This window comes from Aliiroseovarius sp. M344, from assembly GCF_025140835.1.
Lineage (GTDB): Bacteria > Pseudomonadota > Alphaproteobacteria > Rhodobacterales > Rhodobacteraceae > Aliiroseovarius.
In genome coordinates, this window is the sequence record NZ_CP081153.1 from 845,109 (window position 1) to 871,201 (window position 26,093).

At 56.3% G+C, this 26,093-nt stretch carries 26 protein-coding genes and 1 tRNA gene; 22 read left to right on the forward strand and 5 right to left on the reverse strand.

Annotation, left to right across the window (positions count from 1 at the left end; genetic code table 11):
* The gene (locus K3556_RS04145; RefSeq protein WP_260518468.1) at nucleotides 1-252 is read left to right on the forward strand and encodes an accessory factor UbiK family protein; all 252 of its coding nucleotides are present in this window, start codon (nucleotides 1-3) and stop codon (nucleotides 250-252) included.
* 209 nt (nucleotides 253-461) lie between these two features.
* The gene (locus tag K3556_RS04150; RefSeq protein WP_260518469.1) at nucleotides 462-764 is read left to right on the forward strand and encodes a hypothetical protein; all 303 of its coding nucleotides are present in this window, start codon (nucleotides 462-464) and stop codon (nucleotides 762-764) included.
* A gap of 200 nt (nucleotides 765-964) precedes the next feature.
* Here K3556_RS04150 and K3556_RS04155 read toward each other — a convergent pair whose 3' ends face one another.
* Both K3556_RS04155 and K3556_RS04160 read right to left on the reverse strand, forming a co-directional pair.
* Nucleotides 965-1,753 (reverse strand): SseB family protein, encoded by a 789-nt coding sequence (locus K3556_RS04155; protein ID WP_260518470.1) that lies wholly within the window; start codon nucleotides 1,751-1,753, stop codon nucleotides 965-967.
* Nucleotides 1,750-2,358 carry a uracil-DNA glycosylase family protein gene (locus tag K3556_RS04160; protein WP_260518471.1) on the reverse strand — a complete coding sequence of 203 codons (609 nt, stop codon included), beginning with the start codon at nucleotides 2,356-2,358 and terminating at the stop codon, nucleotides 1,750-1,752. The genes K3556_RS04155 and K3556_RS04160 overlap by 4 nt, the downstream gene beginning before the upstream one ends.
* 96 nt (nucleotides 2,359-2,454) lie before the next feature.
* Here K3556_RS04160 and K3556_RS04165 point away from each other — a divergent pair, with 96 nt between their 5' ends.
* From K3556_RS04165 to K3556_RS04200, 8 genes are all read left to right on the forward strand, one after another.
* On the forward strand, nucleotides 2,455-2,796 hold the full coding sequence (locus tag K3556_RS04165) for an ArsR/SmtB family transcription factor (RefSeq protein ID WP_260518472.1): 342 nt from the start codon (nucleotides 2,455-2,457) through the stop codon (nucleotides 2,794-2,796).
* Complete coding sequence (locus K3556_RS04170; protein WP_260518473.1) at nucleotides 2,789-3,838, forward strand: permease; 1,050 nt, start codon at nucleotides 2,789-2,791, stop codon at nucleotides 3,836-3,838. The genes K3556_RS04165 and K3556_RS04170 overlap by 8 nt, the downstream gene beginning before the upstream one ends.
* Nucleotides 3,839-3,988: 150 nt before the next feature.
* Complete coding sequence (locus K3556_RS04175; protein WP_260518474.1) at nucleotides 3,989-5,287, forward strand: Na+/H+ antiporter NhaA; 1,299 nt, start codon at nucleotides 3,989-3,991, stop codon at nucleotides 5,285-5,287.
* A 219-nt stretch (nucleotides 5,288-5,506) separates the two neighbouring features.
* Nucleotides 5,507-6,166, forward strand: coding sequence for an ABC transporter ATP-binding protein (locus tag K3556_RS04180; protein WP_260518475.1), 660 nt, complete (start codon nucleotides 5,507-5,509; stop codon nucleotides 6,164-6,166).
* Nucleotides 6,144-7,835, forward strand: coding sequence for a capsule biosynthesis protein (locus K3556_RS04185; RefSeq protein WP_260518476.1), 1,692 nt, complete (start codon nucleotides 6,144-6,146; stop codon nucleotides 7,833-7,835). Before K3556_RS04180 ends, K3556_RS04185 begins: the two co-directional genes overlap by 23 nt.
* A gap of 1 nt (nucleotide 7,836) precedes the next feature.
* Nucleotides 7,837-8,670 (forward strand): 3-deoxy-8-phosphooctulonate synthase, encoded by an 834-nt coding sequence (gene kdsA / locus K3556_RS04190; RefSeq protein ID WP_260518477.1) that lies wholly within the window; start codon nucleotides 7,837-7,839, stop codon nucleotides 8,668-8,670.
* Nucleotides 8,667-10,121 (forward strand): phosphomannomutase/phosphoglucomutase, encoded by a 1,455-nt coding sequence (locus K3556_RS04195; RefSeq protein WP_260518478.1) that lies wholly within the window; start codon nucleotides 8,667-8,669, stop codon nucleotides 10,119-10,121. The genes kdsA and K3556_RS04195 overlap by 4 nt, the downstream gene beginning before the upstream one ends.
* Nucleotides 10,122-10,273: 152 nt before the next feature.
* Nucleotides 10,274-10,348: transfer RNA gene (locus K3556_RS04200), tRNA-Gln, on the forward strand.
* A gap of 182 nt (nucleotides 10,349-10,530) precedes the next feature.
* Here the strand turns inward: K3556_RS04200 and K3556_RS04205 are convergent.
* The 3 genes from K3556_RS04205 to K3556_RS04215 all read right to left on the reverse strand — a co-directional run bounded on the left by K3556_RS04205 (nucleotide 10,531) and on the right by K3556_RS04215 (nucleotide 13,229).
* Entirely contained in the window at nucleotides 10,531-10,854 is a 324-nt protein-coding gene (locus K3556_RS04205; RefSeq protein ID WP_260518479.1) for a hypothetical protein, read from the reverse strand.
* A 462-nt stretch (nucleotides 10,855-11,316) separates the two neighbouring features.
* Nucleotides 11,317-12,186: an amidohydrolase family protein gene (locus tag K3556_RS04210; RefSeq protein WP_260518480.1), complete on the reverse strand. Its 870-nt coding sequence runs from the start codon at nucleotides 12,184-12,186 to the stop codon at nucleotides 11,317-11,319.
* Nucleotides 12,183-13,229, reverse strand: a complete 1,047-nt coding sequence (locus K3556_RS04215) for an ester cyclase (RefSeq protein ID WP_260518481.1) — start codon at nucleotides 13,227-13,229, stop codon at nucleotides 12,183-12,185. Before K3556_RS04215 ends, K3556_RS04210 begins: the two co-directional genes overlap by 4 nt.
* A gap of 120 nt (nucleotides 13,230-13,349) precedes the next feature.
* Here K3556_RS04215 and K3556_RS04220 point away from each other — a divergent pair, with 120 nt between their 5' ends.
* The 12 genes from K3556_RS04220 (at nucleotide 13,350) to K3556_RS04275 (ending at nucleotide 26,020) form a co-directional block, all read left to right on the forward strand.
* On the forward strand, nucleotides 13,350-14,399 hold the full coding sequence (locus tag K3556_RS04220) for an ABC transporter ATP-binding protein (RefSeq protein ID WP_260518482.1): 1,050 nt from the start codon (nucleotides 13,350-13,352) through the stop codon (nucleotides 14,397-14,399).
* Nucleotides 14,400-14,480: 81 nt separating this feature from the next.
* Nucleotides 14,481-15,707, forward strand: a complete 1,227-nt coding sequence (locus K3556_RS04225) for an extracellular solute-binding protein (protein ID WP_260518483.1) — start codon at nucleotides 14,481-14,483, stop codon at nucleotides 15,705-15,707.
* Between the two features lie 82 nt (nucleotides 15,708-15,789).
* Nucleotides 15,790-16,812 carry a carbohydrate ABC transporter permease gene (locus K3556_RS04230; RefSeq protein WP_260518484.1) on the forward strand — a complete coding sequence of 341 codons (1,023 nt, stop codon included), beginning with the start codon at nucleotides 15,790-15,792 and terminating at the stop codon, nucleotides 16,810-16,812.
* Between the two features lie 7 nt (nucleotides 16,813-16,819).
* Nucleotides 16,820-17,701 (forward strand): carbohydrate ABC transporter permease, encoded by an 882-nt coding sequence (locus tag K3556_RS04235; protein WP_260518485.1) that lies wholly within the window; start codon nucleotides 16,820-16,822, stop codon nucleotides 17,699-17,701.
* A 175-nt stretch (nucleotides 17,702-17,876) separates the two neighbouring features.
* Nucleotides 17,877-18,863, forward strand: a complete 987-nt coding sequence (locus tag K3556_RS04240) for an ester cyclase (RefSeq protein WP_260518486.1) — start codon at nucleotides 17,877-17,879, stop codon at nucleotides 18,861-18,863.
* Nucleotides 18,860-20,377 (forward strand): GMC family oxidoreductase, encoded by a 1,518-nt coding sequence (locus K3556_RS04245; RefSeq protein ID WP_260518487.1) that lies wholly within the window; start codon nucleotides 18,860-18,862, stop codon nucleotides 20,375-20,377. Before K3556_RS04240 ends, K3556_RS04245 begins: the two co-directional genes overlap by 4 nt.
* Nucleotides 20,374-20,901 carry an ester cyclase gene (locus tag K3556_RS04250; protein ID WP_260518488.1) on the forward strand — a complete coding sequence of 176 codons (528 nt, stop codon included), beginning with the start codon at nucleotides 20,374-20,376 and terminating at the stop codon, nucleotides 20,899-20,901. The genes K3556_RS04245 and K3556_RS04250 overlap by 4 nt, the downstream gene beginning before the upstream one ends.
* Nucleotides 20,902-20,915: 14 nt before the next feature.
* Complete coding sequence (gene hisD, locus K3556_RS04255) at nucleotides 20,916-22,226, forward strand: histidinol dehydrogenase (protein WP_260518489.1); 1,311 nt, start codon at nucleotides 20,916-20,918, stop codon at nucleotides 22,224-22,226.
* On the forward strand, nucleotides 22,226-23,269 hold the full coding sequence (locus tag K3556_RS04260; RefSeq protein ID WP_260518490.1) for an ester cyclase: 1,044 nt from the start codon (nucleotides 22,226-22,228) through the stop codon (nucleotides 23,267-23,269). The genes hisD and K3556_RS04260 overlap by 1 nt, the downstream gene beginning before the upstream one ends.
* Complete coding sequence (locus K3556_RS04265; RefSeq protein ID WP_260518491.1) at nucleotides 23,269-24,033, forward strand: SDR family NAD(P)-dependent oxidoreductase; 765 nt, start codon at nucleotides 23,269-23,271, stop codon at nucleotides 24,031-24,033. The genes K3556_RS04260 and K3556_RS04265 overlap by 1 nt, the downstream gene beginning before the upstream one ends.
* Nucleotides 24,030-25,049 carry a LacI family DNA-binding transcriptional regulator gene (locus K3556_RS04270; protein ID WP_260518492.1) on the forward strand — a complete coding sequence of 340 codons (1,020 nt, stop codon included), beginning with the start codon at nucleotides 24,030-24,032 and terminating at the stop codon, nucleotides 25,047-25,049. Before K3556_RS04265 ends, K3556_RS04270 begins: the two co-directional genes overlap by 4 nt.
* On the forward strand, nucleotides 25,046-26,020 hold the full coding sequence (locus K3556_RS04275; RefSeq protein WP_260518493.1) for an ester cyclase: 975 nt from the start codon (nucleotides 25,046-25,048) through the stop codon (nucleotides 26,018-26,020). The genes K3556_RS04270 and K3556_RS04275 overlap by 4 nt, the downstream gene beginning before the upstream one ends.
* Nucleotides 26,021-26,093: the final 73 nt, after the last annotated feature.

Consider the following 26,093-nt stretch of genomic DNA (forward strand, 5'->3'; position numbering starts at 1 on the left):
ATGCAGACGCGCAACAAAATTCTGGACGATATGTCCCAATTGATGACCAATGCGATGGGCGTGGCCCAAGGCGCAAAGGATGAAGCCGAGACCGCGATGAAAAGTTGGATGGACCGCTGGCTGGCCGACCGCGATTTCGTCACCCGCGAAGAATTCGACGCGGTGCGTGCTATGGCGCAAAAAGCGCGCGAGGAAAACGACGCGCTGAAAGCCCGTTTGGATGCGCTTGAGAAGAAAAAGACCAAAGGGTAACTCTTAACGTGATACCCTCAAACCCGTCTGCCCTAATGGGTCCGGCGGGCTTCGCATGACTGTCACAAGACTGTTTTGGCGTTGTCACACTGGGGTCTTAGCTGGCGAGCATTCGCGTCTAAGAGCGCGTAATGCTCTAACCTGGAGAACCCATATGAAAAAGACGCTCGCTTGACTGCTAGCTGCCACGTCACTGACCCCCGCAGAAGATGACCCAACGGGATGAGAGCAACGCTGCCGACAGTGCGACCGCCGAGTTCAACAAGATGGAAGGTGCCAACATCAACTATGATGTCGCCAAAGATGGCTTGGTTCCATTTATGTATTTGGCCATGTCTGCGATCGGCAAATCGATGGCGGATGGCGAAGGATCGGTTCGCCTTGAAGCCAACAATTGCGGCGCGGTCTATGAATTGAAGTTGGAGGCTGACTTCGACGTGCAGGCGATGTCACCCGTTGTCGCAGGTCATGGGCTTAACAAAGATAACCAGCCAAATGCTTGTCCGGTGTGATCGTTGTCCAACCCCGATAACCTGATCGTGCGGCGTGATGGGTCTGTGGTGATTGGTGAAGACACCGGCAATCACGAAAACAACGCCATGTGGCTCTGGAAACGCGGCTAAGCGCTTTTAGAAACGCAACATGATTGGGCGCGGTCTTGCGCGCCCTTTCGTTTTGCTGTCGATCGTCAAGCGGTGCGCGTTTGGTATCGTTACTTCAAGATGGGTGGTTTTTCCGGGTCAGAGCCCGGCGCGACAGGCGTCGCGCGGTCTGGGGCTGGGGGAGCGGGAAGGTCAAACCGCACCCCCAAAGCTGCCAATTTCCCAGCTGCCTGTTCGCTGCCTGCAAAAAACCCCACATCCATCACACCCGCATCGAGGCCAGAGAAGGTTAACGCTTCGTTTGCGGCACCCGCCAGCGCGTGTTCAGCGCCAGTGACCGCATCAATGAACCCCAGCAAGTGCCCTTTGCGGCCATCTGTATAGGTGACACCCGCCAAACACGCATGGTTTGCCAGGCCGCCAGCGGTAGCGAGCTTGGCATCCAGTGCCGCGATCAGCGCCTCAGGTGCGGATGGGCTGTGGACCTCGGCAATCCGGGCTTCGACCTGCTCTGGCCCCGATTTCAACGTGTCTGCCAGCCAGGCCATTGCCTCTGCCGGGATCAGGATGGATGACGGGGCCACGCCCAGATTGACCCCCAGGCCGATCTTTTGCCCGGCCAACATGGAGGCGATCAATCGGCCTGGCAGCGCGGCGTAGGGCGCGGGCGAGCCCACGAATTCGGCCAGCCGATCTTCGCGGTCGAACACCAGCACATAGGCGGTGCCCTCTAGTTCAAAAACATCCGGTGTGATGTCGTCGCCTTCCGGCTCGTTGGCCAATAGCATGAACAACTCGCCATCCGCGAGGCGCTCATAAAACCGAAGCCGCGCCGCGTCGTTGGTCAGATCAACCTCCATTGCGGCATGGGCATCATCAAGGCGGGTTGTTTCGGTCATGTTTTGGCCTCGGCACTTCGGTGGTTTAGCAGTTCAGCGACGCGGGACCTTAAGACCGGCAGCAGTTCTGCCTCGAACCACGCGTTTTTCTTTAGCCATCCCGTATTGCGCCAAGATGGATGTGGCAAGGGAAAGAGCCGCGGCGCATGATCGCGCCATCCTTCGACAGTTGCTGTCACGCCTTTCGCGCGCCCAAGGTGGCGCGCTTGGGCAAACCCACCGACCAAAAGCGTCAGCGGGACATCTGCAAGGGCGGCGTCGACGCGGTCTGCCCATGTCGCCGCGCAAATCTTGGGTGGCGGAAGGTCGGACCCGTTCGCATCATAACCGGGGAAACAGAACCCCATCGGCGTGATGGCGATGCGTGACTTGTCATAAAAGGCGTCCCGATCAATCCCCATCCAATCGCGCAATCGGTCGCCTGACGGATCGTCAAAAGGCAGGCCCGATTTGTGCACGCGCATGCCCGGTGCCTGCCCGATAACGCGCACAGATGCCCCCTGCCGGAACCAGACCACTGGGCGCGGCGCATGGCGCGTTTCGGTGGCGGCGAAGCGGACCGTACACAGTCGGCAGGCTTCGATGTCGCGGGTCAAACTTGTCATGGGCGCAAGTTAGGGGTCAGCCGCCGTGCGTGCAATATTTCGAGATTTCTCGAAATAAATGTTGCCTTCCTCAATCATTTCTATATTTCTAGAAATATGAAACACGATTCTCTTGAACCACTCAACCTCGACATTGCCGCGTCTCAATTCGCGGCTCTCGGGTCCGAACACCGCCTGTCGGTGCTGCGCACATTAGTGCGCGCGGGTCCTGAAGGCTTGCCCATTGGGGCGCTGGGCGAACGATGCGGGGTGACCGGGTCCACGCTGACGCACCATATGAAAATCCTTGCGGCTGCGGGATTGGTGACACAGGCAAAGCAAGGCCGAAGCATCATCTGCGCGGCTGCTGAATACGAGGTTATGCGCGCGCTGTCAGACTATCTTTTGTCTGAATGCTGTGCTGATTGCCCGGACGGAAAGGGCCACGATCATGGCTGAGACAACGCATTCACACCCGCCATCGAGAAGCTGGAAGATCGATAAAGCCTGGGTCGCAATCTTGCTGATTCCGATCATTCTGGCTGTGTTTGCGCCGGGTGAGGTCTGGCCGATGATCACATTCGCGCTGACAGCACTGATGCATACAGCGCCGTTTATCTTGTTTGCGATCCTTGCTGTCGCCTACCTCAAAGCAACCGGGGCTGAAAGCCTGCTCGCCCGAGCGTTTGAGGGGCGTGAAGTGCGCATGATCGTTATGGCCGCGTTTGCGGGCGGCCTGTCGCCGTTTTGCTCGTGCGAGGTTATTCCCTTCATTGCCGCCATGCTGGCTGTCGGCGCACCGTTGGGCGCGGTCATGGCGTTCTGGCTGTCCTCGCCCTTGATGGACCCGGCGATGTTCGCCATCACGGCCGGTACATTGGGCACAGGTTTCGCCGTTGCCAAAACCATTGCGGCTGTGTCGATCGGCCTTTTCGGCGGCTTCACCGTCCGCGCCATGGCCAAAACCGCTGTGTTTGCCGACCCTCTGAAGAACGCGCCTGCAGCCGCGTGCTGTTCGTCGTCGGGCTGTGGCACCGGATCGGGCGCTGACATCTATTCTGGTGAGGTCAACTGGCAGTTCTGGAGCGACTCAGCGCGGCGCTCAACATTTCGCGCGACAGCGCTTGAGAACCTTCTCTTCCTCGGAAAATGGTTGCTGCTGGCTTATATGATCGAGGCGTTGATGCTGCGCTATGTGCCCGCTGATCTTGTGGCGCAGGTGTTGGGTGGTTCTGGTATTGGGCCGATCTTGTTGGCCGCAATTGTTGGTGCTCCGGCCTATCTGAATGGTTATGCCGCTGTTCCCATGGTTGCTGCATTGCTTGAACAAGGCATGTCCAACGGCGCGGCAATGTCCTTCGTAATTGCGGGTGGTGTCAGCTGCATCCCCGCTGCCATAGCTGTGTGGGCGCTGGTCAAACCACGGGTTTTTGCGGCCTACCTTGTGCTGGCAGTTATTGGTGCTATCGCAGCTGGTCTTACTTGGGGGGCAATCGCCTAAACCCGCTTAAAGACTGCAACTTACGCTCGACCATTGTTGTTTGCCATCAGTTGCAGTATTTCCAGAAATTAACAAACATTACGGTTGCGTCTTGCGGGTTTGCGCCAAGACGCAACCGGTTGGTTTAGAAAGAACTGGACGGGGCATCTCATGTATCGCGTGTGGAATTTTGTCACGACTTACTCGATCCTCCTGATCAGCGGGGCCATTCTCGCGCTGATCTGGGCCAATATCGATCCCCATTCTTATCATCATGTTGTCGAATACCCGCTGTGGTTTAACAGCTGGATCGGCATTGATATCGGCCATTGGGAGCACGCATACGGCGAGGTCGCGCATCATTTCGAATACGGTGATATCGAGCGTGTGGTGACATTCCACTATCTGATCAACGACATGCTAATGGCGTTGTTCTTCGCCATCGCAGGCAAAGAGGTCTGGGAAGCAGTGATCCTCGAAAACGGGTCGTTGCGCGGCAAGAAAGCAGCGACGCCGCTGGTGGCGACTGCAGGCGGTATGCTGGGTCCCATCGCCGTGTATCTGGGCATTGCCTATTTCCTCGGATCCACAACCTTTGATGCGGTGTCGCGCGGTTGGGCTATTCCGACCGCAACCGATATCGCCTTCAGCTATCTGGTCGGGCGTCTGGTCTTCGGCGCAGGTCACCCCGCCGTTCGGTTCCTGTTGTTGCTGGCTATCGCAGATGACGCTGCTGGCCTGATCATTCTGGCGATTTTTTACCCATCTGGCGAACTGGCACCATTGTGGCTTCTGTTGTCGGTCATTGCCTCAGCTGCGACCTTCTTGGTGTTCAACTGGATGCCGCGCCGTCTTGATCGCGGAAACCAATTACGCCCTCGTTCGACATGGGTGCGCAAGAAGTTGGGCTGGTATCCTTACGCCGTTGCGGGATGTCTAAGCTGGTTTGCATTCGCCCAAGCAGGTATCCACCCAGCTTTGGGTTTGTTGCCAGTCATCCCGGCTATTCCTCATGCAGATCGTGCATTTGGCCTGTTTGCCGAGGCTGAGAAATACCTGACGGACACCCTGAACCAAATGGAACACGGTTTGGCCATACCCGTAGACATCGTTCTATTTTTCTTCGGGCTGCTGAATGCTGGCGTCGAGTTTGGCGCGATATCTGAAGCCACTTGGTTGGTTTTGGCCGGGCTGGTCGTTGGCAAGCCCGTGGGTATTTTCTGCATGGGATGGCTCGCGGCGCACCCGATGGGACTTGGATTGCCAGCAGGTATGCGCACCATCGATTTGATCGTTATCGGCTTCGTGGCAGCCATTGGTTTCACCGTTTCACTCTTCGTTGCCTCGGTGGCATTTTCTCCGGGACCAATTCAGGATGCAGCCAAAATGGGTGCCCTGTTTAGCTTCGGCGCGGTAATCCTGTCGTTTGCAGCGGGAAAGTTGTTAAAAGTGCAAAAACAGGAAGGCTAGCGCTGCGGCTGGTGTCCAGTCACACTAGCTTCCGGGTCGGACAGCGCATCATGGAAGCGGTTTTAGGGGACAAGTTTGGACAATTTCCCCAACAAATGGGGCACTCCATTGATGTCTCGCGCTGGAGTTCGACATAATGATGCCTAAGTAGGCGATTATAGCGCTACGTTAAGAAAGCTAGTTTATTAGCGATAAACGAAAGCAGTGTCGGAGCACCAAATGCTCGAGTTCAACAATGTCAGCAAGTCCTTCTGGACGGGACAGCAACGCAAGGTCATTCTTGACGATGTGTCCTTTCGCGTTGAGCTGGGCAATTCGTTGGGCATTCTAGCACCCAACGGAACGGGCAAGACGACGCTGATCAATATGATTGCAGGGCTCGAAAAGCCGGACGAAGGTGAAATACGTCGTGGGTGCCGAATTTCCTTTCCATTGGGCTTTATGGGCGGTGTGATCGGACGGCTGTCAGCCAAAGAAAACGCCCGTTACCTTGCCAAAATCTATGGTTTGGACCCGGATTACATCGAAGCGTTTACCAGATGGCTGTGCGAGCTCGAGGAATATTACGATTTTCCCGTGGCAACCTACAGCGCGGGTATGCGCGGACGGTTCTCATTCGCGCTGTTGCTGGCACTGGACTTTGACATTTACCTGATCGACGAGGGCATGCCACAAAGCACCGATGCGCAGTTCAACCGAAAGGCCGGGGATGTGCTGCGCGACAGGTTGACGAAATCCACGGTGATCATTGTCTCGCACCAAGCAGAGACACTTGAGAAGTTCTGCCAGTCTGCGGCGGTTCTTAAGGATGGCCAGTTCTATATGTTTGAAACTTTGGAAGAAGCGAAACGGCTTTATGACTACCAAACCCAAGGCTAAAAAATTTCGCATAAGCCGAACCTCGCGGGTCCGCCAATCGGATGCCGCGCTGTCAAACAACGATGTTTTTGCGCAGCGGGTGAGGGCTGAGGCTCAGAATGCCAATCCAACCCCAGCTGATGCAACCCCGCGTACGCCAAATCCGTTGGAAGAGCAGGCTCAATCCGTTTCCGAAGATGGTTTCCCCAAAACGGGGTTTGTTGAAAAAAGCCGTTCTCAGGGCGCATCTTCAGGCGATGATATGGAGGCAGCAATCGATGCAATTCGGCAAGAGGGTCTGACTGGTCGCCAATTGCGAATGGCCCGACGCGTTGCGCAAAAACACGGCATCGAAATCGAGACCGATTTTGAAGCTGTGTACAAGCTTCGACAGGCCGGGGTGGACCCGTTTAAACGCTCTAACATGCTGGAACTTGTGGGGGCAGATGGGCGGGGTCGGACCTCGGACAAACCGTCTGCAAACCTGCCGCAGGCTCGATCGATGCCAAACCTACCGGCGAACCATGTCTATGACGAAGCAGACCGTGCTCGGACAGTCCGCGAGATCCAGCTGGATATTGTCCGCCGTCGCCGCAGAAACCTCCGCTTGCTATTTGCGCGCCTGGCATTCTTTATCTTACTTCCGACATTCATCGCTGGACTCTATTATTACAACTATGCGACGCCAATGTACGCGACCAAAACTGAATTCGTGATCCAGAAAGCGGATGGGTCCGGTAGCAGCGGCTTGGGCAGCCTTTTTGCAGGCTCGGGTCTGGCCACGTCGCAAGATAGCATAACGGTGCAAAGCTACCTGACGTCGCGTGATGCAATGCGCAGACTGGACGACGATATCGGCTACAAGTCGGTCTTTTCAGACGCAAACATTGATTCAATCCAGCGCCTTGACGATGACGCCTCCAATGAAGACGCATATAAGCTCTATAAGAAGAACGTGAAAATCGGCTTCGACCCAACCGAAGGCATCGTTAAGATGGAGGTCGTCGCACCTTCGCCAGCGCAAAGCGCCCAGTTCTCAGAGGTGTTGATTTCATATGCTGAAGAACGCGTTGATAACCTGACTCAGCGCTTGCGCGAGGATCAGATGGAGGGCGCAGTTTCCAGCTACGAAAAGGCTGAACGCGACATGCTTGATGCGCAGGCGGAAGTGTTGCGGCTGCAGGAAGATATGGGCGTTTTTGATGCGAACTCTGATGCGTCGGCCTTGATGACGCAAATCACTGGTTTTGAAGGCCAGCTGCAGGAAAAACGATTGTCGTTACAGCAGCTCTTGGACAACACACGGCCCAACCAAGCGCGTGTGGCCGGCCTGAGGGGTGATATCGGTAGGCTTGAAACGCTGATTGCGGAATTGCGCGGGAAGTTGACCGAGACAGGTGGTGCAAACGGATCTCTGGCCTCGATCAGTGGTCGATTGCGCATTGCACAAACCAATCTGGAAACGCGCACTATGTTGATGCAGCAATCGTTGCAGCAGCTGGAAAACGCGCGGATCGAAGCCAACAAGCAAACCCGCTATCTGGAGCTTGGCGTGCGCCCGGTCGCACCAGACGAACCGACCTATCCAAGATCGTTTGAGAACACATTGCTAGCGTTTCTGATTTTTTCCGGTCTTTACCTGATGGCGTCGATTACAGCGTCGATCCTGCGCGAACAGGTTTCGTCCTGATATGACGGATGTGGCCGTTGGAAAAGTGCGGATCGGCAACACCCGCCCGTTAACAATCATAGCGGGGCCCTGCCAATTGGAAGGGCAGGAGCATGCTATGATGATCGCCGAAAAGATGGCGCGCATCTGCGAGGGTTGCGGCGTCGGCTATGTCTTTAAAGGGTCTTTCGACAAGGCCAACCGAACCTCTCTGTCTGGGCAGCGGGGGCTTGGACTGGAAGAAGGTCTTCAGGTTCTCGCGGCGGTGAGGGAGCAGGTGGGAGTACCAGTTCTGACGGATGTGCATTTGCCAGAACAATGTGCAGAAGTCGCAAGCGTCGTCGACGTCCTTCAAATCCCAGCTTTTTTGTGCCGGCAAACCGATCTTCTGGTGGCCGCTGCCAAAGCTGGTAAACCGATCAACGTCAAGAAGGGCCAGTTTCTTGCCCCTTGGGACATGGACCACGCGGTCGGGAAAATCACCGGATCTGGTAATTCGCAAGTGATGTTGACCGAACGGGGTACCTCTTTCGGCTACAATACCCTTGTCACAGATATGCGCGCTTTGCCGCAATTGGCGGCGTCGGGTTTTCCCGTGATCATGGACGCGACCCACGCAGTGCAAATGCCGGGCGGGCAGGGGGCTTCGTCTGGTGGCCAGAGGGAGTTTGCGCCGGTCCTTGCGCGCGCGGCCGTCGCGATCGGCATTGCAGGTGTGTTCATCGAAACCCATCCAGATCCGGACAATGCACCGTCTGATGGGCCGAATATGATCCCTTTGGACCAGATGGCGCAATTGGTTGCCGATCTGGCGGCTTTTGACCGACTGGCCAAGGAAAGACCATTGCAGAGATGACAATGCGCTTATGCCCCAGCGGTTTTCGTGAATACGACGCTCGCTGGCGTTATCCTGACGACATTGATCTGATTGGCTTGCAGGCGGTTGGCCTTGGCCTTGGGACACAGCTGATGCGCCACGGCAAGGGGCCGCAGATAATCGTCGGGCATGACTATCGAAGCTATTCCACTGCCGTGAAAAATGCGCTGTCGGATGGATTGATTCAAGCCGGGGCACATGTCCTCGATATTGGCATGAGCTTATCACCGATGGCCTATTTTGCGCGGTCCCACCTGAATGTCGGCGCAGTTGCGATGGTGACGGCCAGCCACAATCCAAATGGTTGGGCAGGTATTAAGGTCGGATTTGACGACCCTTGCACACATGGCTCTGACGCGATGATGGAGCTAAAGAACATCGTCCTGGCACAAGATTTCCGCCGTTCCGAAGGTGGAAAGATCGAGTCTGTGGAGGGTGTGAAAGAAGCCTACCTGAAGGATCTGGTTTATGGCATATCGATTAGGCGTCCGCTTCGCGTGGTCTGTGCCACGGGCAACGGAACAGCCGGAGCCTTCGCGCCTGACCTGCTGCGGCGGCTGGGTATAGAGGTGATCGAGCGGCATTGTGTGCTGGATCACAGTTTCCCGAACTACAACCCGAATCCAGAAGCCGTTGAAATGCTCAGTGATATAGGCGCGGCTGTCCGGGAAAGCGCGGCCGATTTCGGTGTGGGCCTGGACGGTGATGGTGACCGGATCGGCGTCGTTGATGATGCAGGGAACCCTGTTTTTGCTGACAAATTGGGGCTGGTGTTGGCACGTAACTTGGCGGGAGAGAAGCCAGGCGCGCGGTTCCTAGTGGACGTAAAATCCACCGGCCTTTTCACGACCGACCCTGTCCTGTCGTCTCACAATGCAGTGGTCGAATACGGCAAGACTGGCCATAGTTTTGTGAAGCAACGGCTGAAGGATACGGGCGCGCTGGCCGCTTTCGAGAAGTCGGGCCATTTTTACTTTGGGGCTCCGATTGGGCGCGGCTATGACTGCGGTTTGCGTGCTATTGTCGAGCTCTGCAAATTGATGGATCACCACGCTGCCAAAACCCTCGCAGCGCTGGTAGAGGAGCTTCAACCAAGCTGGAACTCCCCAACCCTCTCCCCAGCCTGTCCGGACGATCAGAAGTATCAGGTGATCAAGCATTTGATAGAGAGGTTTCGGCAGATCCAAACTCGCGGTGACCTAATTGCGGGCCGAAAAATCGCAAACATACAAACCATTAATGGCGCGCGTGTTCAGCTAGAAGACGGCGCTTGGGCGCTTGTTCGAGCGTCCTCAAACACCCCCAATCTTGTCGTCGTTTGCGAAAGTTTCACCGGCAAGGCCGACCTTCGCGCCATCTTCGCTGACATCGACAACATCCTGTGCGAGGAGCCGATGATCGGCGCTTATGATCAGACATTTCAGGATTAGTGCGAGAGTAGTTTCTTTGTCAGGACGAGACTTTGTAGCGAAGCGATCATCCGACTGCAACGCCGCATGATATTGCGGTTTGTTTCTGAGAAAGAATCCACTAATTTGGGGTTGCGTCCCGGATTGGCTTTGGCTAGGAAAGCGCGCACAGTTGGGGTGTAGCCAAGTGGTAAGGCAACGCTTTTTGGTAGCGTGTACCGTAGGTTCGAATCCTACCACCCCAGCCAGACACTTCCCTGATTCCAGACGTCGAGAGGTTGCCGCGCTATTGTCGCGTGTTTTCCGACGCTTGCGGAACCGGATTTCAGTGAGAGACACGGATTTGCAGACAAATATGGCTGATTTCAGGCCGCAGTCTCTGATTGCCATTCCGGCGGTACGAGTTTGGAAGATTTTGGGGCTTGCCGATTTACAGTTGCGCGAACTGTTCGCGCTGCTCAGCCCATGAGGTCGGAATACCAGTTTTGATGAGGTAATCTGAGGTCAGGCCGTCCGGCTGTTCGCCACTGGCGATAGCGTCAAGGATGTCCGGTGCAAGCGTTGCGAGATCGACAACATCCTGCACCCAGCGCTTCGATACGCCGTCCGCTTCTGCGATCTCGGTGAATGTCTTCCCGTCAATAATCTCCGCCAACCACTTCTGAGCATTTACGATGTTTTGTACAAGCGTCCGGTCGACCTCGGGTGAAGCCTCACCCAAGTGCAGTTTCAACTCGACGCCCCGGCGGCGCATTCGGAATGGGCAATGTGAGTGTTAGCTCTTCTGTGTTGATCCGGGTTGCATCACATTCCTGGGCCCGAGCGAGTTCGTTCAGGCTCAAACGAACGATCAGAGTTCCCGGGCACAGGTCAGCGCGTGCGACCAGCTTCAGACACTGCTTTGTCTGCTGAATGGCTGGTTGTTCCACTGCAACGCCGCATCAAGATTTCCGCAAATGCAGAAATCTCTGTGCTGCGAGCGCACGCAGCACAGATCTGATACTTCCGCTATGTGATCGAAGCAGCCTTTAGCCGCGTCATGGATCAAGGAACGCAGGGCGGTCCTAAGCGACCATTGGATTGGTCGCAGCGATAACATCTTCCAGCCTGTCGCCGCCGAAACCGGAAATTCGCTGCGTGGTGCATGAATAACCAAATAATTGCGGGGCGTTCCAGACCTTCGCCGTAAAAAGCTAAAGTCGGCTTTTCATGAGCCCTACGAAAACGAATAGAAACACGCAGCTGTTTCTCTAAACACTAAGTTTTGATGTGATTGGGATACGATTCTACGACATGAGTCGACGACCGCTGCATAGTCCGAATAGAGTTTGTCCACCGGGAAATTCGACCCAAACATGCAGCGGTCTGCGCCGAACTGCTCCAGGCAGGTTTCCACGATCGGCCGAATGCTTTCGGTCGTCCAATTGTAATCGAACATCCCTAGGCCGGAGAGTTTGCAGTACACGTGCGGTAAGGCCGAGAGGTGCTGCAATTGCTCGGCCCAGTAAACTAGTCCTTGGGCTGACCGGTCATGTGGAGACCCCGCGTGACACAACGCGACCTTGGTTTCGGGCGATTTCTCCAAAACCTTCGCTGTTTTCCCCATCAGTTCGGGGATCAACTGCAGATCAAAACTCAACCCGCGGGCACCAGTCTCTCGCAACCCCTCCGCAAATTTGGGATTGTCCAGCAGGTCGTTCGTCCCAGTTGCCGCGTCCTCTTCGGGTGCGCGCCCGACGATCTGGCGCACGCCGACCACCGACGGCAGATGTTGAAACGCATCCAGTTTCTGGTTCAGATCAGGCGCAGTCAGATCACAGAACACCACCTGTTTCATCGGCCAATCCGGGTTGGCGTCAGCCACAGATTGAACCCAGCGGGCTTCGGCCAAACCATCTTCCGCACCAACCTGAATATGCACCGAACCCGTAAAGCCGAGGGGAGATGCGTCAGCACGGAACTCATCCAACAGATAGTCGCGTTGTATAGGTGTCGGGTCGCCAAAGAACCGCTTCACTCCGCGTGCTATGAGCCACGGATAGTAAACAGCGGATAAGTCCCACAGGGGATGATGCGCGTCGATCATTTTGTGGCCCCGTTTGCGCCGGTTTCTTGTCTTGCAGAAATGCCGGTTGTGCGAGCCAGCACGTCGATACCTTGCATGTTCCAAAAGTGCAGAAGGTCGATGAAAATCCAGTTCTCGGTGAGTTTGTCGCCATCGCGCCGATAGATATCAATCACCCGCATGTCGCCGGGTTTTCCTGTGGCCGGCATACCCATGAAGCCCCCGGACGGTGTGAGTGTCAGGTTCGGCCAGCCAAAGAATCCGCCATAGTGGCCTTCGGCGATACGGCAGATATGGCCATTAAAAGTCCGGTCCTTCAGGCCCGCGCGGAAGGGTCCAGAGTGCTGCTGGGCATATCGTTCGATCGTGTATGTCGCGCCAATCCCGGCGGGCCCCCACCAGATCATATCCTCGTTCCAACTACGGCGTAATTCGTCGACCAGAGGTTCCTCAACACCACCGCGCCATGTCTTGATGTCATTTACCATATGGTCGATGGCGGCCAGCGTCTTGTGACCCTCTTTAGGGTCTTGCTCGTCATACATGAGGCCGTCATGAGTCATCGGGCCGGGCTGCACCAGATGTGCCGCTGTTTGCGGAGGGAATGGTTGGAGTCCTGCTTGCATCATCAAATGAGGAATATCGAAGAACATCGCTGTTTCTGTGATCTTGCCACCTTCGACCCGATGAAATTCACAATAACGCAGCATGGCAATTTTGCCTGTGGGTGGAATGCCCAACCATGGTTGATCGAAAAGCCCCATCAGATGACCCATAGAAACAACCCAGACGCCACCGTGACCCTCGATGGAATTCTCACCTGCCATAAACACATCGATGCGGCGTTGCATGTGGGTTAGAGCAATCTTGAGTGGACTCCAGAACCGATCCACAACGTTCTGGGGATCACGAATCTCGTGGAACGGGTGAAAGCCGCGCCAAAGGTATTTGGGTGCGATGAAACGTTCTTGCACTGCTTTCATGTCGTCAACCGAGGCTGCGTCTAGTTGGGCGTTGTAATCCCTAACCAGTTGTTTTTCAGCCTGAAAGAAGATGTCGCCCATTTGTTTTTTTACCTTGCTCGTGTCAGTTTTGCATACGTTTGCAAAAATACATTGCCAAAACGCCGCACCCGAGTCTAGCATATTGCAAACGTATGCAAACGATTCCGCCCGGGGGGAACCATGGCAGAAATTCAACTGCGCAATATATCCAAGCGCTGGGGGGCATTCGTCGGTGTCGACAACTTTGACCTGACGATTGCCGACAAAGAATTCCTGGTTTTGTTGGGGCCGTCTGGCTGCGGCAAGACCACAACCATGCGGATGATTGCAGGCCTTGAGGACGCCACCGAAGGTGACATTTTGGTCGATGGCGAGCGGGTCAATGATCTGGAGCCGAAAGACCGTGATGTGGCGATGGTGTTCCAAAGCTATGCGCTTTACCCGAACATGAACGTTTATGAAAACATCCGGTTCCCTCTGAAAGTGCGCGGGATCGATCCTAGCTCTCATGATGAAAAAGTCCGCCGTGCCAGCGCGATGGTCGAGCTGGATGAGTTCCTGCATCGCAAACCGGCGGAACTGTCTGGTGGGCAACGTCAGCGTGTCGCACTTGCTCGTGCGATTGTGCGTGAACCCAATGTCTTCTTGATGGACGAACCACTGTCGAACCTTGACGCGAAACTGCGTGTTTCGACCCGCGCGCAGATCAAGAACCTCAGCCACGAACTGGCTGTGACAACCATCTATGTGACCCACGACCAAATTGAAGCGATGACTCTGGCGGATCGTGTTGTCGTGATGAAACAAGGCGTGGTTCAACAAGTTGGCAGCCCGACCGAGATCTATGACACCCCCGCAAACGCATTTGTCGCCAGCTTCATTGGAAGCCCGGCGATGAACCTTGTGGATGGCGAGATGAAAGACGGCGTGTTCCGCGCCAAGAATACAGAGATTTCCGGTCTGAAAGGTCCAGATGGCAAGGTCACGCTTGGCTTTCGGGCTGAAGACGCAAATGTGGTTGAAAGCGGCGGTGAGATCAACGCTCCCATCTACACGATGGAGCTTTTGGGCGATGCCACCATGGTGTCGGTCCGTATCAGTGGCGCGTTGGTCAGCGTGAAGGCCGACAAATTGTTCCGCGCCGACATCGACGATGCGGTGTCCATCCAAGTTCACAAAGACCACTGTCACCTGTTCGATGCTGAAACAGGTGAACGCATTGGGGGCTAGCGCCCTCGCAACCTCCCGCATGGCGGGACAACAGGATGCAGTCTTCGAAGGTGCATCCATCCAAACAGGGAGAGAGACGAAATGTTTCTGAAACACGCAGCACTGGCCAGTGGTTTGGCCTTAATGGCCGGCTCGGCTTTGGCGGAATGTGAAATTCCCGGCAATGTCAGTATTGTTGGTAACGAATTTCCTGCCATTCACACGGTTGCCAATGGCGCAGCACAATGCACCGGTGGTGAGGTGAAATCAAACCTGACCGCTGACCACCAGAAGATCAATGTTGCTGGTATGCAAGGCAATCCCGCAGAATATTCCAGCGCCATCATCGCCAACTCATCGGTTGTCGCTTTGATGAATGAAGATGTCATTCGTCCGCTTGATGACCTGGTTGCAGAATACGGGCAGGACATACCGAAAAACCAGTTGATCACAATTGGCGGTAAAGTGATGGCAGTGGCCTTCATGGCGAACGCTCAGACGCTGGCTTATCGCAAGGATGTTCTTGCAGAGATTGGCGCAGATGTACCCTCTACATACGAAGACGTACTGGCAGCGGCTGAAAAAATCCGCGCAGCTGGTATCAGCCAGTATCCCGTTGGCGGTGCTTATGCAGCTGGCTGGAACCTCGCTGAAGAGTTCGTGAACATGTACACCGGGCACGGTGGCGAGTTCTTCGTTCCCGGCTCTGCTGAAGTTGCGATCAACAACGAACAAGGTGTTGCCGCGCTTGAGATGATGAAAGCGCTGACCGCCTATATGAACCCCGATTTCCTAACCCATGATTCAAACGCCACAGGCGCCGAGATGGAAGCAGGAAATGTCATGCTGATGAACATGTGGGGCTCGCGCATGGGCAACCTGATGGATGCCGAAGGTGCCGAAGAGCAAGTCTATTCCAACATCACAGTCGGCCCGCCGCTAACCGTCGGTGGCGGTTCAACCCCAGCCTCGACCCTGTGGTGGGACGGTTGGACTGTGGCCAAAAATGTTTCGGATGACGACGCGGTTGCGACATTTCTGGCGATGAAGCACGGCACAAGCCCGGCAATCCTGAACGACGAAACGATGAGCCAGGCCGTCTGGATGATCGAAGGCTACACGCCGGCACCGGTAAACGATGGTGTATTTGCCGCCATTGCCGCCGGAACCAGATCATACCCGATGTTGCCATACATGGGCCTGCTTCATACCGCTTTGGGTGATAACCTGGCTGACTTCCTGTTGGGTAAGGAGTCCGCAGAACAAGCACTCGCCGACGCAGAAGCCGCCTATACAGCCGCCGCAAAAGAAAAGGGTTTCCTTCAGTAAGGAATTTCAACTGGTCCGGGGCGGCTCCGACTGCCCCGGATATCCCAAGCATCACCACAGAACGCCCGGGGGCAAATGGACAATGAAGCATAGATCGTTCTTTTGGTTTGTTCTGCCATCGGCATTGGCGATGCTGCTGTTTATCTTTTTTCCGATCATTTCGGTAATTGTTCAATCGTTCCATGTTGAGCATGAGCAGGTCATTAAAACAGTCGAAACTTGCGATTTGTTCGGGTGCAAGGAATCTACGACAATCGACCAAGAGGCAACGGCCGCTTTGAAAGAAGCCCAGCCTCTGGGACAGTTTGCGGGTTTCAAAACGTATCTGGATCGAAACCACCTCGCGACGAGTGAAGTCAGCTCCACTTGGAACAGAACCAACAGCTGGCGCGATTTCGGGGCGCAGATGTTGAACTTGCCGTTCTATAAAGCGATAGGCTTCACACTCACCTTTACCTTCGTCGTAACACCTTTGATGATCGTTCTTGGCTTTATCGTCGCCGTCGCCGTCAACGGTGCGGCCAAACGGTTGCGCGGTATGCTGATATTCTTCTCACTTTTGCCAATGATGATTACCCCGTTGGTCGGCGCTTTGATCCTATTTTGGATGGTAGACGCGCGTGGCATCATCGGGACCACGCTACAATATCTGGCAGGCGACCCGGACTTATCCGTCAAAGCGTCGACGCCGATGATGTGGATCATGCTGATGGTCTATGGCGTGTGGCATGCCGTGCCCTTTGCCTTCATCGTTTATTACGCGGGTCTGCAATCCGTAAATCAGGACACATTGGAAGCCGCTCGGGTCGACGGGGCCAACCGCTGGCTACAAATCCGCCATGTGATCATCCCGCATCTGTTGCCGCTCACAACTTTCATCGCGCTGATGCAGCTGATGGATAATTTCAGAGTGTTTGAGCCGATCGTCAGTTTTGCTGCCAGCGCGCATGCGACCTCGCTCAGTTGGGCGATCTACAACGACCTTGGTGGGGAAACCCGACAGCTTTCGTCCGCAGCCGCGACCTCGGTTCTGACAATTCTCGGTGTGGCCATTCTGTTGTCACCAGTCCTTGTGCGCACGTGGCGCGAATTCGATCGGAAATAGGTGAAACATGTCTAGCAAATTAAAACGCCAGCCCCCCGCCATTACGTTTCTGGTCGTCGCCGTTCTGGCGATCTGGATGATCCTGGCTGCCTTTCCGTTCCTTTGGACGCTTTGGGGGTCCTTCAAGGTGGAAGGTGACTTCTTTTCAAAAGCCGACTGGGCAAACGCCTTAAAGGGAACCCTGACGCAAGCCGAAACTGGAGGCCGATTTACAGGCGACGGCTACTATGGGGCTTGGGTGCAGGAAGAGTTCTGGCGCGCCGCGCTGAATTCAGTGATCGTCTGTATTTTCGTGGTCTCGATTTCCCTGACGCTTGGCACACTTGGCGGCTACGCGCTGGCCCGGTCGACTTATCGCTATGCGTTCTGGTTCCTGCTGGCAGCTCTGATTTTCCGCGCAATGCCGCCGATCACACTGGTGTCGGGTTATCTGCCGGTGTTTTTCCAATGGAACCTTTGGGGGCACACCGCGACAACCATCATCGTGCTGGTCGCGATCAACCAGCCCTTCACGCTGTGGATGCTGCACTCGTTTTTCAAAAACATTCCGGCCGAACTGGATGAAAGCGCAATGGTTGATGGCTGCACCCGTTTTCAGGCGTTTCGCAACGTGATCATTCCGGTGATGTGGCCGGGGGTGATTACCACGGGCCTGTTCTCTTTTTTGCTGGCGTACAATGACTTTGCGGTCACAACGATGCTGCTGTCGAAAGAAAACCAAACTATGATACCTAAGATCAACAGCTTCCTTGGCACCACGCAGACCAAGGGCAATGTGATGTTCGCTGTGTCTGCGGTTGTCTCGGTGACGGCACCTTTGTTCCTGATGGTCCTATTCTTCCAGCGCCAGATTGTCGGCGGCCTGACCGCCGGCGCGGTTAAGGGGTGACGCTGTGGGGCGCAGTCACCCTCAATCGGTCCATGCTCACGCGCGCAGCGCCAGCTTGAATGTCGCTGCGCGCAGGGCACAAAGACCGGGGCGGATTCCATTTGCATCGATGCGGGCCGGGACAGGTGCCCGCACCTTCGAAGCAAATAGAATTCCAGTTTAAGAGGACAGCCCAATGAGTTCTCCCGACCGAACCCCATATCTTGAATATGCCGCCGCGCTACGCCACCCCGGCGACTTCGCCCCGGCAACAGAACGTTTCTTTTCACCCGCCGCCCAAATCAACGTGGTGCACCCGTTCAACGAAACCGGCAACGGCAGCGGCTATCATGATGCAGTGATTGCGACGCTTCAGGCAGCCTTTACCGGACTGTATCGCCGCGACGATATCGTTATGGCAGGACAGTTTGAAGATGGCGATTGGATCACTGCCACCGGTTATTACGTCGGTCACTTCAGCAGTGACTGGATCGGCCTTCGTGCCACGGGCCGGTTGGCCTATCTTCGATACGGTGAATTTCACCGGATGGAAAACGGTGCGGCAGTGGAAAGCTACATCTTTCTGGACCTCCCGGAATTGATGATCGCGTCGGGTCAATGGCCCATCTCTAGCGGTCCAGGTAATGAGCGTGGATATACCGGTCTGATCCACGGGCCGGCCACGCAAGATGGTGTCATGACCGCACCGCAGGATCCGGCAGAGAGTGCGAAAAGCTACCAAATCACCTCGGACATGTTGCTTAAGCTGGCAACCAAGGACGAAGCCTGGCGACCTTACTGGCACGAAAACATGATGTGGTATGGCCCCGGTGCGTTCGGGTCATTCATTGGCATCGAACATTTCGCATCCTTTCAGGTGCCCTTTGAAGGCCAGTTCGACGGCTGGTCGGGGGGATCGAAGAACAACGGCATGACCCGCCATTTCACGCGTTTCGGCGATGGCAACTACTCCTGCTCGGGCGGGTGGCCATCGCTGACTGGCGTTAATGTCAAATCGTTCCTTGAACAGGAACCGACCGGCGAGCGCGTCTTCATGCGTGTCTGCGATTGGTGGCGCCGCGAGGCCGATCTGCTGGTTGAAAACTGGGTCTTTGTGGATGTTCCACACGTGCTCAAACAACTCGGGTTCGACCTGTTTGCTGATTTGGAGAACGCGGGATGACATCACGGGCAGACTTCATCGTAGTAGGCGCGGGCTCGGCTGGCTGCATCGCAGCGGCTGAGCTGGTCCGGCGCGAAGCCGGTTCGGTGTTGTTGCTTGAGGCTGGTCCCACAGACAAATCTCCATTGGTGAAGATGCCCTTCGGTCTGGTCTGGATGATGGGGAAGCCCCACCGGGATTGGTGTTACAAATCGACCCCACAGGTCCATCTTGGCGGACGGCAGTTGAACGTCACGCGTGGCCGCATGGTCGGCGGATCGGGGTCTATCAACTCGATGGTCTGGTTCCGGGGTCGTAAGGATGACTTCGACAACTGGCAGCTTCCGGGCTGGTCATGGGCCGATGTCGAACGCGCGTTTGAGTCTATCGAGGCCCGCCTTACACCCAATAGAATGCAAGGCGCACATCCGGTGACGGAAGCACTGCATAGCCTGTTTCCTGAACACGGAACAACGCCACCGTCGCCTGAGTATGAAAGCGCAGGTGTTTTTGCATTCAACATGGTGGATGGGCGTCGTCGCTCGGCCGCTGATGGGTTCGTCAAACCCGCCCCACCGGGTCTGACGCTCGCGACCGGGCAAGAAGTGGATCGCGTGCTGTTTGAAGGCGACGCGACACGCGGTATACGTCTTGTGGATGGCACCGAATTACGCGCCAACAAGGGCGTGATCTTGTCGGCGGGCTCCATTGGATCGCCTTCAATCCTGATGCGATCTGGTGTCGGTCCAAGGGCGGAACTGCAGGCTCTCGGCATCGATGTTCGCCACAACTCAGAAGAGGTTGGCGCAAACTTGCACGACCATCCTGCTGCTGGTTTGCATTTTGCCGGGTCCGGGTCTGGCTACGGGCTGACTCCTGCGCAAATGCCGGGATGGGCTGTCGCACCATTCCAATACCTCATGACGCGTCGGGGGCGCTTTGCCTCGCCCACAGTTGAAGGCGGTGGATTTTTCAACGCGCGCGGATTGGACGAAGCTCCGGACGTGCAAAGCCATTTCATACCTTTCAAGTTAGGATGGGAAGGCAAACGGTACGTTTACGGATCGGGCTATTTCGCGGATGTCGGCGTGTGCCGTCCCAAGTCACGCGGTGCGCTCAGGTTGACCAGCCGTGATCCGCAGGCTGCGCCTGATATTGATCTGGGGCTGTTCAATGACGGTTCCGATCTGGACACACTGGTGGCTGGTCTGAAGCGGTTACGGATCCTCATGGAACAGGTCGATTTCGGCGCGCGGCATGCCCCCGAAGCCTTCCCCGGCCCAGCCGTTCAGTCTGACGAAGCGCTGCGGGCGCACATCAGGGATCGCGGTGCGACGGCCTATCACCCAGTGGGCACCCTGAGGATGGGGGAAGGCAGCGCGCCAGTCGATCCGCGCCTCGCAGTGCGCGGTGTGAACGGGCTTTGGGTGGCGGATGCCTCCGTCATGCCAGCTGTCACGTCAGCAAACACCAACGCCCCATCCATGATGATCGGCCACCGAGCCGCACAATTTATTGCAGAGGATGCAGCATGAAAGGTTCCCGCCCCGAACAAGCGGTCCTGACCCGTGACACGGATATGTCGAAAACTGAAGATACCCGCCGGGTGATTGAAACGATGGTGGATGGCCTCAATGACCATCGTATCAACGACATTGGCGAGTTTTTCAGCCAAGGATTCCGCTGGATGGGCAATCAGGGGTGCGGCACGAAAACCGGCCTGAAAGAGTTTCAGGACAATTGGCAGCGCCCCTTTCAGGCGGCGTTCTCGGACAAAACCTGCATAGACGAGGCCCGCCTTTATATGGGCGAATGGGCCGCCGCATTTGGACGTCAGGAAGCCACGCATTCCGGTGAATTTCTGGGCATTGCCCCCACCGGAAGACGCATCGAAATCCGGTACATGGATTTCTGGAAAGTGGTGGATGGCAAAATCGTCGACAACTGGGTGAATGTCGATTTCGCCCACGTGGCCGCTCAGCTGGGCGTCGACCTCTTCAATGGTGAAGGCTGGGAAGCATATGACCGGGGCGAGCGCGAAGCCCCCCGGCCTGAGTAAATGAGGAAAAAGCAATGACAATAGAACACCTTAAACGTGGCAAGCCCGAAGCAGATCGCGCGGAAGACGATGCGAAAACCGCAGCTGTTGTGGCCGCGACGTTGAAGGATATCGAAACCCGTGGCGACACCGCCGTGCGCGAGTTGGCCAATAAGTTCGACGGCTATGATCGCGACAGCTATCGCCTGACCCAAGACGAGATCGACGCCCTGATCGCCAAGGTCAGCCCGCGTGATCTGGAAGACATCAAGTTTGCACAGGCGCAGGTGGTGAATTTCGCGCAAGCCCAACGCGACAGCATGCTGGATATCGAGGTCGAGACGATGCCCGGCGTCATTCTGGGTCACAAGAACATCCCCGTGCAATCTGTCGGCTGCTACGTGCCCGGCGGCAAGTTCCCGATGGTAGCATCAGCCCACATGTCAGTCGCCACCGCCAAAGTTGCCGGTGTCCCGCGCATTATCGCTTGCACACCGCCCTTTAAGGGTGAACCCAACCCCGCAGTGATCGCAGCAATGCATCTGGGTGGCGCGCATGAGATCTATGTGCTGGGCGGTATTCAGGCTGTCGGTGCGATGGCCCTTGGCACCGAAACCATCGACCCTGTTCACCTGCTGGTCGGACCCGGCAATGCATTTGTGGCTGAAGCCAAGCGGCAGCTTTTTGGCCGGGTTGGCATCGATCTGTTCGCAGGCCCGACCGAGACCATGGTGATTGCCGATGAAACGGTGGACGCTGAGATGTGCGCGACTGACCTTTTGGGACAGGCTGAACACGGCTATGACTCCCCAGCTGTGCTGGTGACGAACTCCCGCAAGCTCGCCGAGGACACTCTAACCGAGATCGACCGCATCCTTGAGATCTTGCCCACTGCCGGTACCGCGGGCGTCAGTTGGCAAGATTACGGCGAGGTCATCCTTTGTGACAGCTATGACGAGATGCTGGCGGTCGCAGATGACATCGCGTCCGAGCATGTTCAGGTGATGACCGACCGTGACGATTGGTTTCTAGAGAACATGACCTGCTATGGCGCGCTGTTCCTTGGTCCGCGCACCAATGTCTCGAACGGCGATAAGGTGATCGGCACCAACCACACGCTGCCCACCAAGAAGGCCGGGCGCTATACCGGCGGGCTGTGGGTTGGCAAGTATTTGAAAACGCACAGTTATCAGAAAATCACGACAGACGAGGCCGCCGCAAAGATCGGCGCTTATGGCTCGCGTTTGTGCCTTCTGGAAGGTTTTGTGGGCCATGCCGAACAATGCAACCTGCGTGTGCGCCGTTATGGCGGACAGAATGTCCCTTACGGTGAGGCCGCCGAGTAATGAGCACGCCTGCGCATTTCAAATCCTTGATCGCACCCCTGCGTGCAGCCATGGCGGAGTTTTCCGAAGTTGGTGCGCGCGCGGCGCTGGGTGGTGTGCTGGCAGAGGATGCACAAGTGCGGCTCTCGCACCCCTTAGGCGACATGACCGGGGCGGAGCTTTACGACCACGCCTATGCACCGCTCTTTGAGGCCATGCCAGACCTCGAAAGACGCGACCTGATCGTCGTTGCGGGCAGCGATGGGGATGGTGGCAATTGGGTCGGATGCATGGGGCACTATATGGGCACCTTCGCCGCACCGTTCCTCGATATTCCGCCCACCGGACATCTTGCCCATATGCGGTATCACGAGTTCTACCGTATTGAACGGGACATGATCATCGAGATGCAGGCGATCTGGGACCTGCCGGAATTGATGATGCAGGCCGGGGCGTGGCCGATGGTGCCAAGCCTTGGGCGCGAGTTCTGCGTACCGTCTCCGATGACCCAAGACGGTCTGTCAGAGCATGACCCGAAGACCAGTCAGGCCAGCCATGATCTGGTGATCAACATGCTCACCAACTTATCGCGCCATCCCTCCGAAGGAGGGCAGGAGATCATGCAGGCCGACAAGTTTTGGCACCCACGCATGAATTGGTACGGCCCAGCGGGCGTCGGCACGGCACGCGGGCTAGCCGGCTTTCGCAACTGGCACCAGATCCCGTTTCTGAACGCTCTGCCTGACCGCAAGGGCGGCACCACCGGCACACTCCAGTCGCATTTCTTCGCGGACGGGAACTATGTCGCCGTCACCGGCTGGCCTAACATGCAAATGACCGTGACCGGTGACGGCTGGCTGGGAATCGCGCCCGCCGGGCAGAAGATCACCATGAAGAGCCTCGATTTCTGGCGCATCGAAGGCGACCGCATCCGCGAAAACTGGGTGTTGGTGGACTTGCTGGACGTCTATGCCCAGCTGGGCGTAGATGTGTTTGCCCGGTTGCGTGAGTTCAACAAAGCGCGCGTTCCGGGCCGCATACCATTCCCGATAGGAGCCGCCTGATGTCTCTTCCCACGACCCCATCCTTCCGCCTTGATGGCAAACGCGCGCTGGTCGCGGGCGCAAGCTCCGGCATCGGTCTGGCTTGTGCTGCGGCCTTAGGTGAGGCCGGGGCCGAGGTCACACTGGCCGCCCGACGCACTGAAGTGCTGAACGATTTGGTTGATGAAATGATAGCTGCGGGCATGTCCGCCTCCGCCTTGCCCTTGGATGTGGCAGACGTGGCGGGAACCCAAGCGGCCATCGCAAACGATGGGCCATTCGACATCCTTTTGAACTCTGCCGGGCTGGCCCGCCACAGCCCGGCCAACGAGACGAAAGAAGATGATTTTGATGCGGTCGCAAACCTGAACGTCAAAGGGGCTTATTTCCTGACGCAGGCGGTCGCCAAAGGTTTGGTTGCAGCAGGCAAACCCGGCAGCCTGATCAATATCTCATCGCAGATGGCACATGTGGGCGGGCTGGATCGCGCGGTCTATTGTGCCACCAAGCACGCAGTTGAAGGGTTCACTAAGGCGATGGCAATCGAATGGGGCAAGTCGGGCATCCGCGTCAACACAATCTGCCCAACCTTCATTCTGACCGATCTGACACGCTCGACCTTCGAGCAACCTGATAAGCGCTCGTGGATCGAAGACAAGATCAAGCTTGGCCGCGTCGGCGAGGTCGAGGACATCATGGGCGCAGTGGTATTCTTGGCCTCAGAGGCGTCTTCCCTTGTGACAGGCACGGCCCTGATGATCGACGGCGGGTGGACAGCGGAATGAGCACAACCAAGGTCACATCTCAACAAGTTGCTGAACGTGCTGGCGTCAGCCAATCGGCAGTTAGCCGGGTGTTCACGCCCGGCGCTTCGGCGTCAAAAAAGACTGTCGAGAAAGTTCGCAAAGCGGCTGCCGAACTGGGGTATCGTCCCAACGTTCTGGCACGCGCCATGGTGTCTGGCAAAAGCCGGATCATCGGGCTGGTCGTGGCATATCTGGAAAACCAGTTTTACCCAGAAGCACTTGAGAAACTGTCAAACGAATTGCAGCAACGCGGCTATCACGTACTGATTTTTCTGGCCGAACAAACCGCTGGAAACATTGACGATGTCGTCGAGGAAATCCTTGATTATCAAGTTGATGGAATCATAGCGGCCTCGGTTGCCATGTCCTCCGACTTGTCTGAACGATGCCGGGCAGCGGGCGTGCCGATGGTGCTATTCAATCGTAGCCAAGATGACCCGAACATGTCCGCTGTGACCTCAGACAACTATGCCGGTGGGCGCAAAATTGCAGAGTTTCTTCTGGCCGCCGGACACCGAAAAATCGGCCATATCGCCGGATGGGAAGGCGCCTCGACCCAACGTGATCGCGAGGCTGGGTTCATCTCTGCTTTGGCCGAAGCGGGTGTCGCCCTGCATTCCCGCGCCACTGGTGACTTCACCATGGAAAAGGCTGCCGAGGCCACCCGCAAGATGTTCGCAACAGATCCGCCCAAAGCCGTTTTCGTCGCCAACGACCACATGGCCTTGGCCGTTATGGACACGTTACGGTTCGAGTTGGGGTTGAAAGTGCCCGAGGATGTATCGGTCGTCGGCTTCGATGACGTACCAGCCGCTGGCTGGCCTGCCTATAACCTCACAACCGTACGCCAGCCCGCCAATCGCATGGTGGCCGACACGGTCGAAATTCTGCTCGACCAGATCGAAAACAAAAGCGACGAACCACGCCGCATCGCCATTGATGGGCCTTTGATCCTGCGCGGATCAGCCCGCATTCCAGAAGGATGGACCGCATGAAGGGATTTTCAAACCGGTGGAAAGATTTCCCCGACTATATCATCGGCATTACCAAGGAGATCTGGGAAGAACGGGGGGTCGGAACCCTTAACCAGTATTATGCGCCGGATATCCCCGTGCGCTCGCCCATGGGCATCAGTCAGGGCAACCAATCGGTTATTGCCGCGACAATGGCCACGATAAACGAATTCCCTGACCGCGAATTACGAGCTGAAGATGTCATTTGGTCTGATCATCCCGAATACGGGCTTTTGTCATCGCATAGATTAATTACCTCTGCCACGCATACGCGAGACGGCCAGTTTGGCCCTGCATCCGGTAAACAATGGACAGTGCGCGTCATCGCGGATTGTGCTGCGAAAAATGACACGATCTATGATGAGTGGCTGGTTCGAGATTATGGCGGGATCGTGCGCCAACTGGGCATGGACCCGGCGGAATATGCCGCGAATCTGATTTCAGCCGAAGGTGGTCCGGATCATGCCAATCCAGTGTTTCTGCCAGAGAACGACATAGCGGGCGACTATGCTGGACGGGGTAATGACAACGAATGGGGCCAGCGATATGCCGACCTTCTTGCCCGAATTATGGACCACGATTTCAACTGTATTTATTCGGAATATGACCGTGCAGTGATTGGGGAATATGCGGGTGCGAAGAACGCACTTGGATGGGCGCAATGTCTGGAGTTTTGGGTAGGACTCCGATCCTCTTTCCCGCATGCTGAATTTCGTGTCCATCACCAGATCGGAATGGATGCCGATATGCTTAGCCCGCGCGCAGCACTGCGCTGGTCGCTGGATGGCACTCATGATGGTTGGGGCAGTTTTGGAAAACCAACCGGCAAACGCGTCCATGTTTTTGGTATGAGCCACGCCGAGTTTGGCCCGTGGGGTCTGCGCCGAGAATGTGCACTGTACGACGAAATTGCAATCTGGAAGCAGATCCTGATGCAGACGGGGGCGTGCTAGATGACGCTGCGACGCTCATATCTTGACGCAAGCCAGTCGTTGCGCAGGTTCCATACCTATCGTGCATCATTGC

What these genes read in the sequence shown, in the direction of transcription:
- K3556_RS04160 (WP_260518471.1), bottom strand. Translation starts at nt 2,358, where the DNA reads ATGACAAGTTTGACCCGCGACATCGAAGCCTGCCGACTGTGTACGGTC.
- K3556_RS04185 (WP_260518476.1), top strand. Translation starts at nt 6,144, where the DNA reads ATGACTACCAAACCCAAGGCTAAAAAATTTCGCATAAGCCGAACCTCG.
- K3556_RS04155 (WP_260518470.1), bottom strand. Translation starts at nt 1,753, where the DNA reads ATGACCGAAACAACCCGCCTTGATGATGCCCATGCCGCAATGGAGGTT.
- K3556_RS04210 (WP_260518480.1), bottom strand. Translation starts at nt 12,186, where the DNA reads ATGATCGACGCGCATCATCCCCTGTGGGACTTATCCGCTGTTTACTAT.
- K3556_RS04265 (WP_260518491.1), top strand. Translation starts at nt 23,269, where the DNA reads ATGTCTCTTCCCACGACCCCATCCTTCCGCCTTGATGGCAAACGCGCG.
- K3556_RS04235 (WP_260518485.1), top strand. Translation starts at nt 16,820, where the DNA reads ATGTCTAGCAAATTAAAACGCCAGCCCCCCGCCATTACGTTTCTGGTC.
- K3556_RS04180 (WP_260518475.1), top strand. Translation starts at nt 5,507, where the DNA reads ATGCTCGAGTTCAACAATGTCAGCAAGTCCTTCTGGACGGGACAGCAA.
- K3556_RS04145 (WP_260518468.1), top strand. Translation starts at nt 1, where the DNA reads ATGCAGACGCGCAACAAAATTCTGGACGATATGTCCCAATTGATGACC.
- K3556_RS04275 (WP_260518493.1), top strand. Translation starts at nt 25,046, where the DNA reads ATGAAGGGATTTTCAAACCGGTGGAAAGATTTCCCCGACTATATCATC.
- K3556_RS04245 (WP_260518487.1), top strand. Translation starts at nt 18,860, where the DNA reads ATGACATCACGGGCAGACTTCATCGTAGTAGGCGCGGGCTCGGCTGGC.
- K3556_RS04260 (WP_260518490.1), top strand. Translation starts at nt 22,226, where the DNA reads ATGAGCACGCCTGCGCATTTCAAATCCTTGATCGCACCCCTGCGTGCA.
- K3556_RS04150 (WP_260518469.1), top strand. Translation starts at nt 462, where the DNA reads ATGACCCAACGGGATGAGAGCAACGCTGCCGACAGTGCGACCGCCGAG.
- K3556_RS04225 (WP_260518483.1), top strand. Translation starts at nt 14,481, where the DNA reads ATGTTTCTGAAACACGCAGCACTGGCCAGTGGTTTGGCCTTAATGGCC.
- K3556_RS04170 (WP_260518473.1), top strand. Translation starts at nt 2,789, where the DNA reads ATGGCTGAGACAACGCATTCACACCCGCCATCGAGAAGCTGGAAGATC.
- K3556_RS04250 (WP_260518488.1), top strand. Translation starts at nt 20,374, where the DNA reads ATGAAAGGTTCCCGCCCCGAACAAGCGGTCCTGACCCGTGACACGGAT.
- K3556_RS04230 (WP_260518484.1), top strand. Translation starts at nt 15,790, where the DNA reads ATGAAGCATAGATCGTTCTTTTGGTTTGTTCTGCCATCGGCATTGGCG.
- K3556_RS04195 (WP_260518478.1), top strand. Translation starts at nt 8,667, where the DNA reads ATGACAATGCGCTTATGCCCCAGCGGTTTTCGTGAATACGACGCTCGC.
- K3556_RS04220 (WP_260518482.1), top strand. Translation starts at nt 13,350, where the DNA reads ATGGCAGAAATTCAACTGCGCAATATATCCAAGCGCTGGGGGGCATTC.
- kdsA (WP_260518477.1), top strand. Translation starts at nt 7,837, where the DNA reads ATGACGGATGTGGCCGTTGGAAAAGTGCGGATCGGCAACACCCGCCCG.
- K3556_RS04205 (WP_260518479.1), bottom strand. Translation starts at nt 10,854, where the DNA reads ATGCGCCGCCGGGGCGTCGAGTTGAAACTGCACTTGGGTGAGGCTTCA.
- K3556_RS04240 (WP_260518486.1), top strand. Translation starts at nt 17,877, where the DNA reads ATGAGTTCTCCCGACCGAACCCCATATCTTGAATATGCCGCCGCGCTA.
- K3556_RS04270 (WP_260518492.1), top strand. Translation starts at nt 24,030, where the DNA reads ATGAGCACAACCAAGGTCACATCTCAACAAGTTGCTGAACGTGCTGGC.
- hisD (WP_260518489.1), top strand. Translation starts at nt 20,916, where the DNA reads ATGACAATAGAACACCTTAAACGTGGCAAGCCCGAAGCAGATCGCGCG.
- K3556_RS04175 (WP_260518474.1), top strand. Translation starts at nt 3,989, where the DNA reads ATGTATCGCGTGTGGAATTTTGTCACGACTTACTCGATCCTCCTGATC.
- K3556_RS04215 (WP_260518481.1), bottom strand. Translation starts at nt 13,229, where the DNA reads ATGGGCGACATCTTCTTTCAGGCTGAAAAACAACTGGTTAGGGATTAC.
- K3556_RS04165 (WP_260518472.1), top strand. Translation starts at nt 2,455, where the DNA reads ATGAAACACGATTCTCTTGAACCACTCAACCTCGACATTGCCGCGTCT.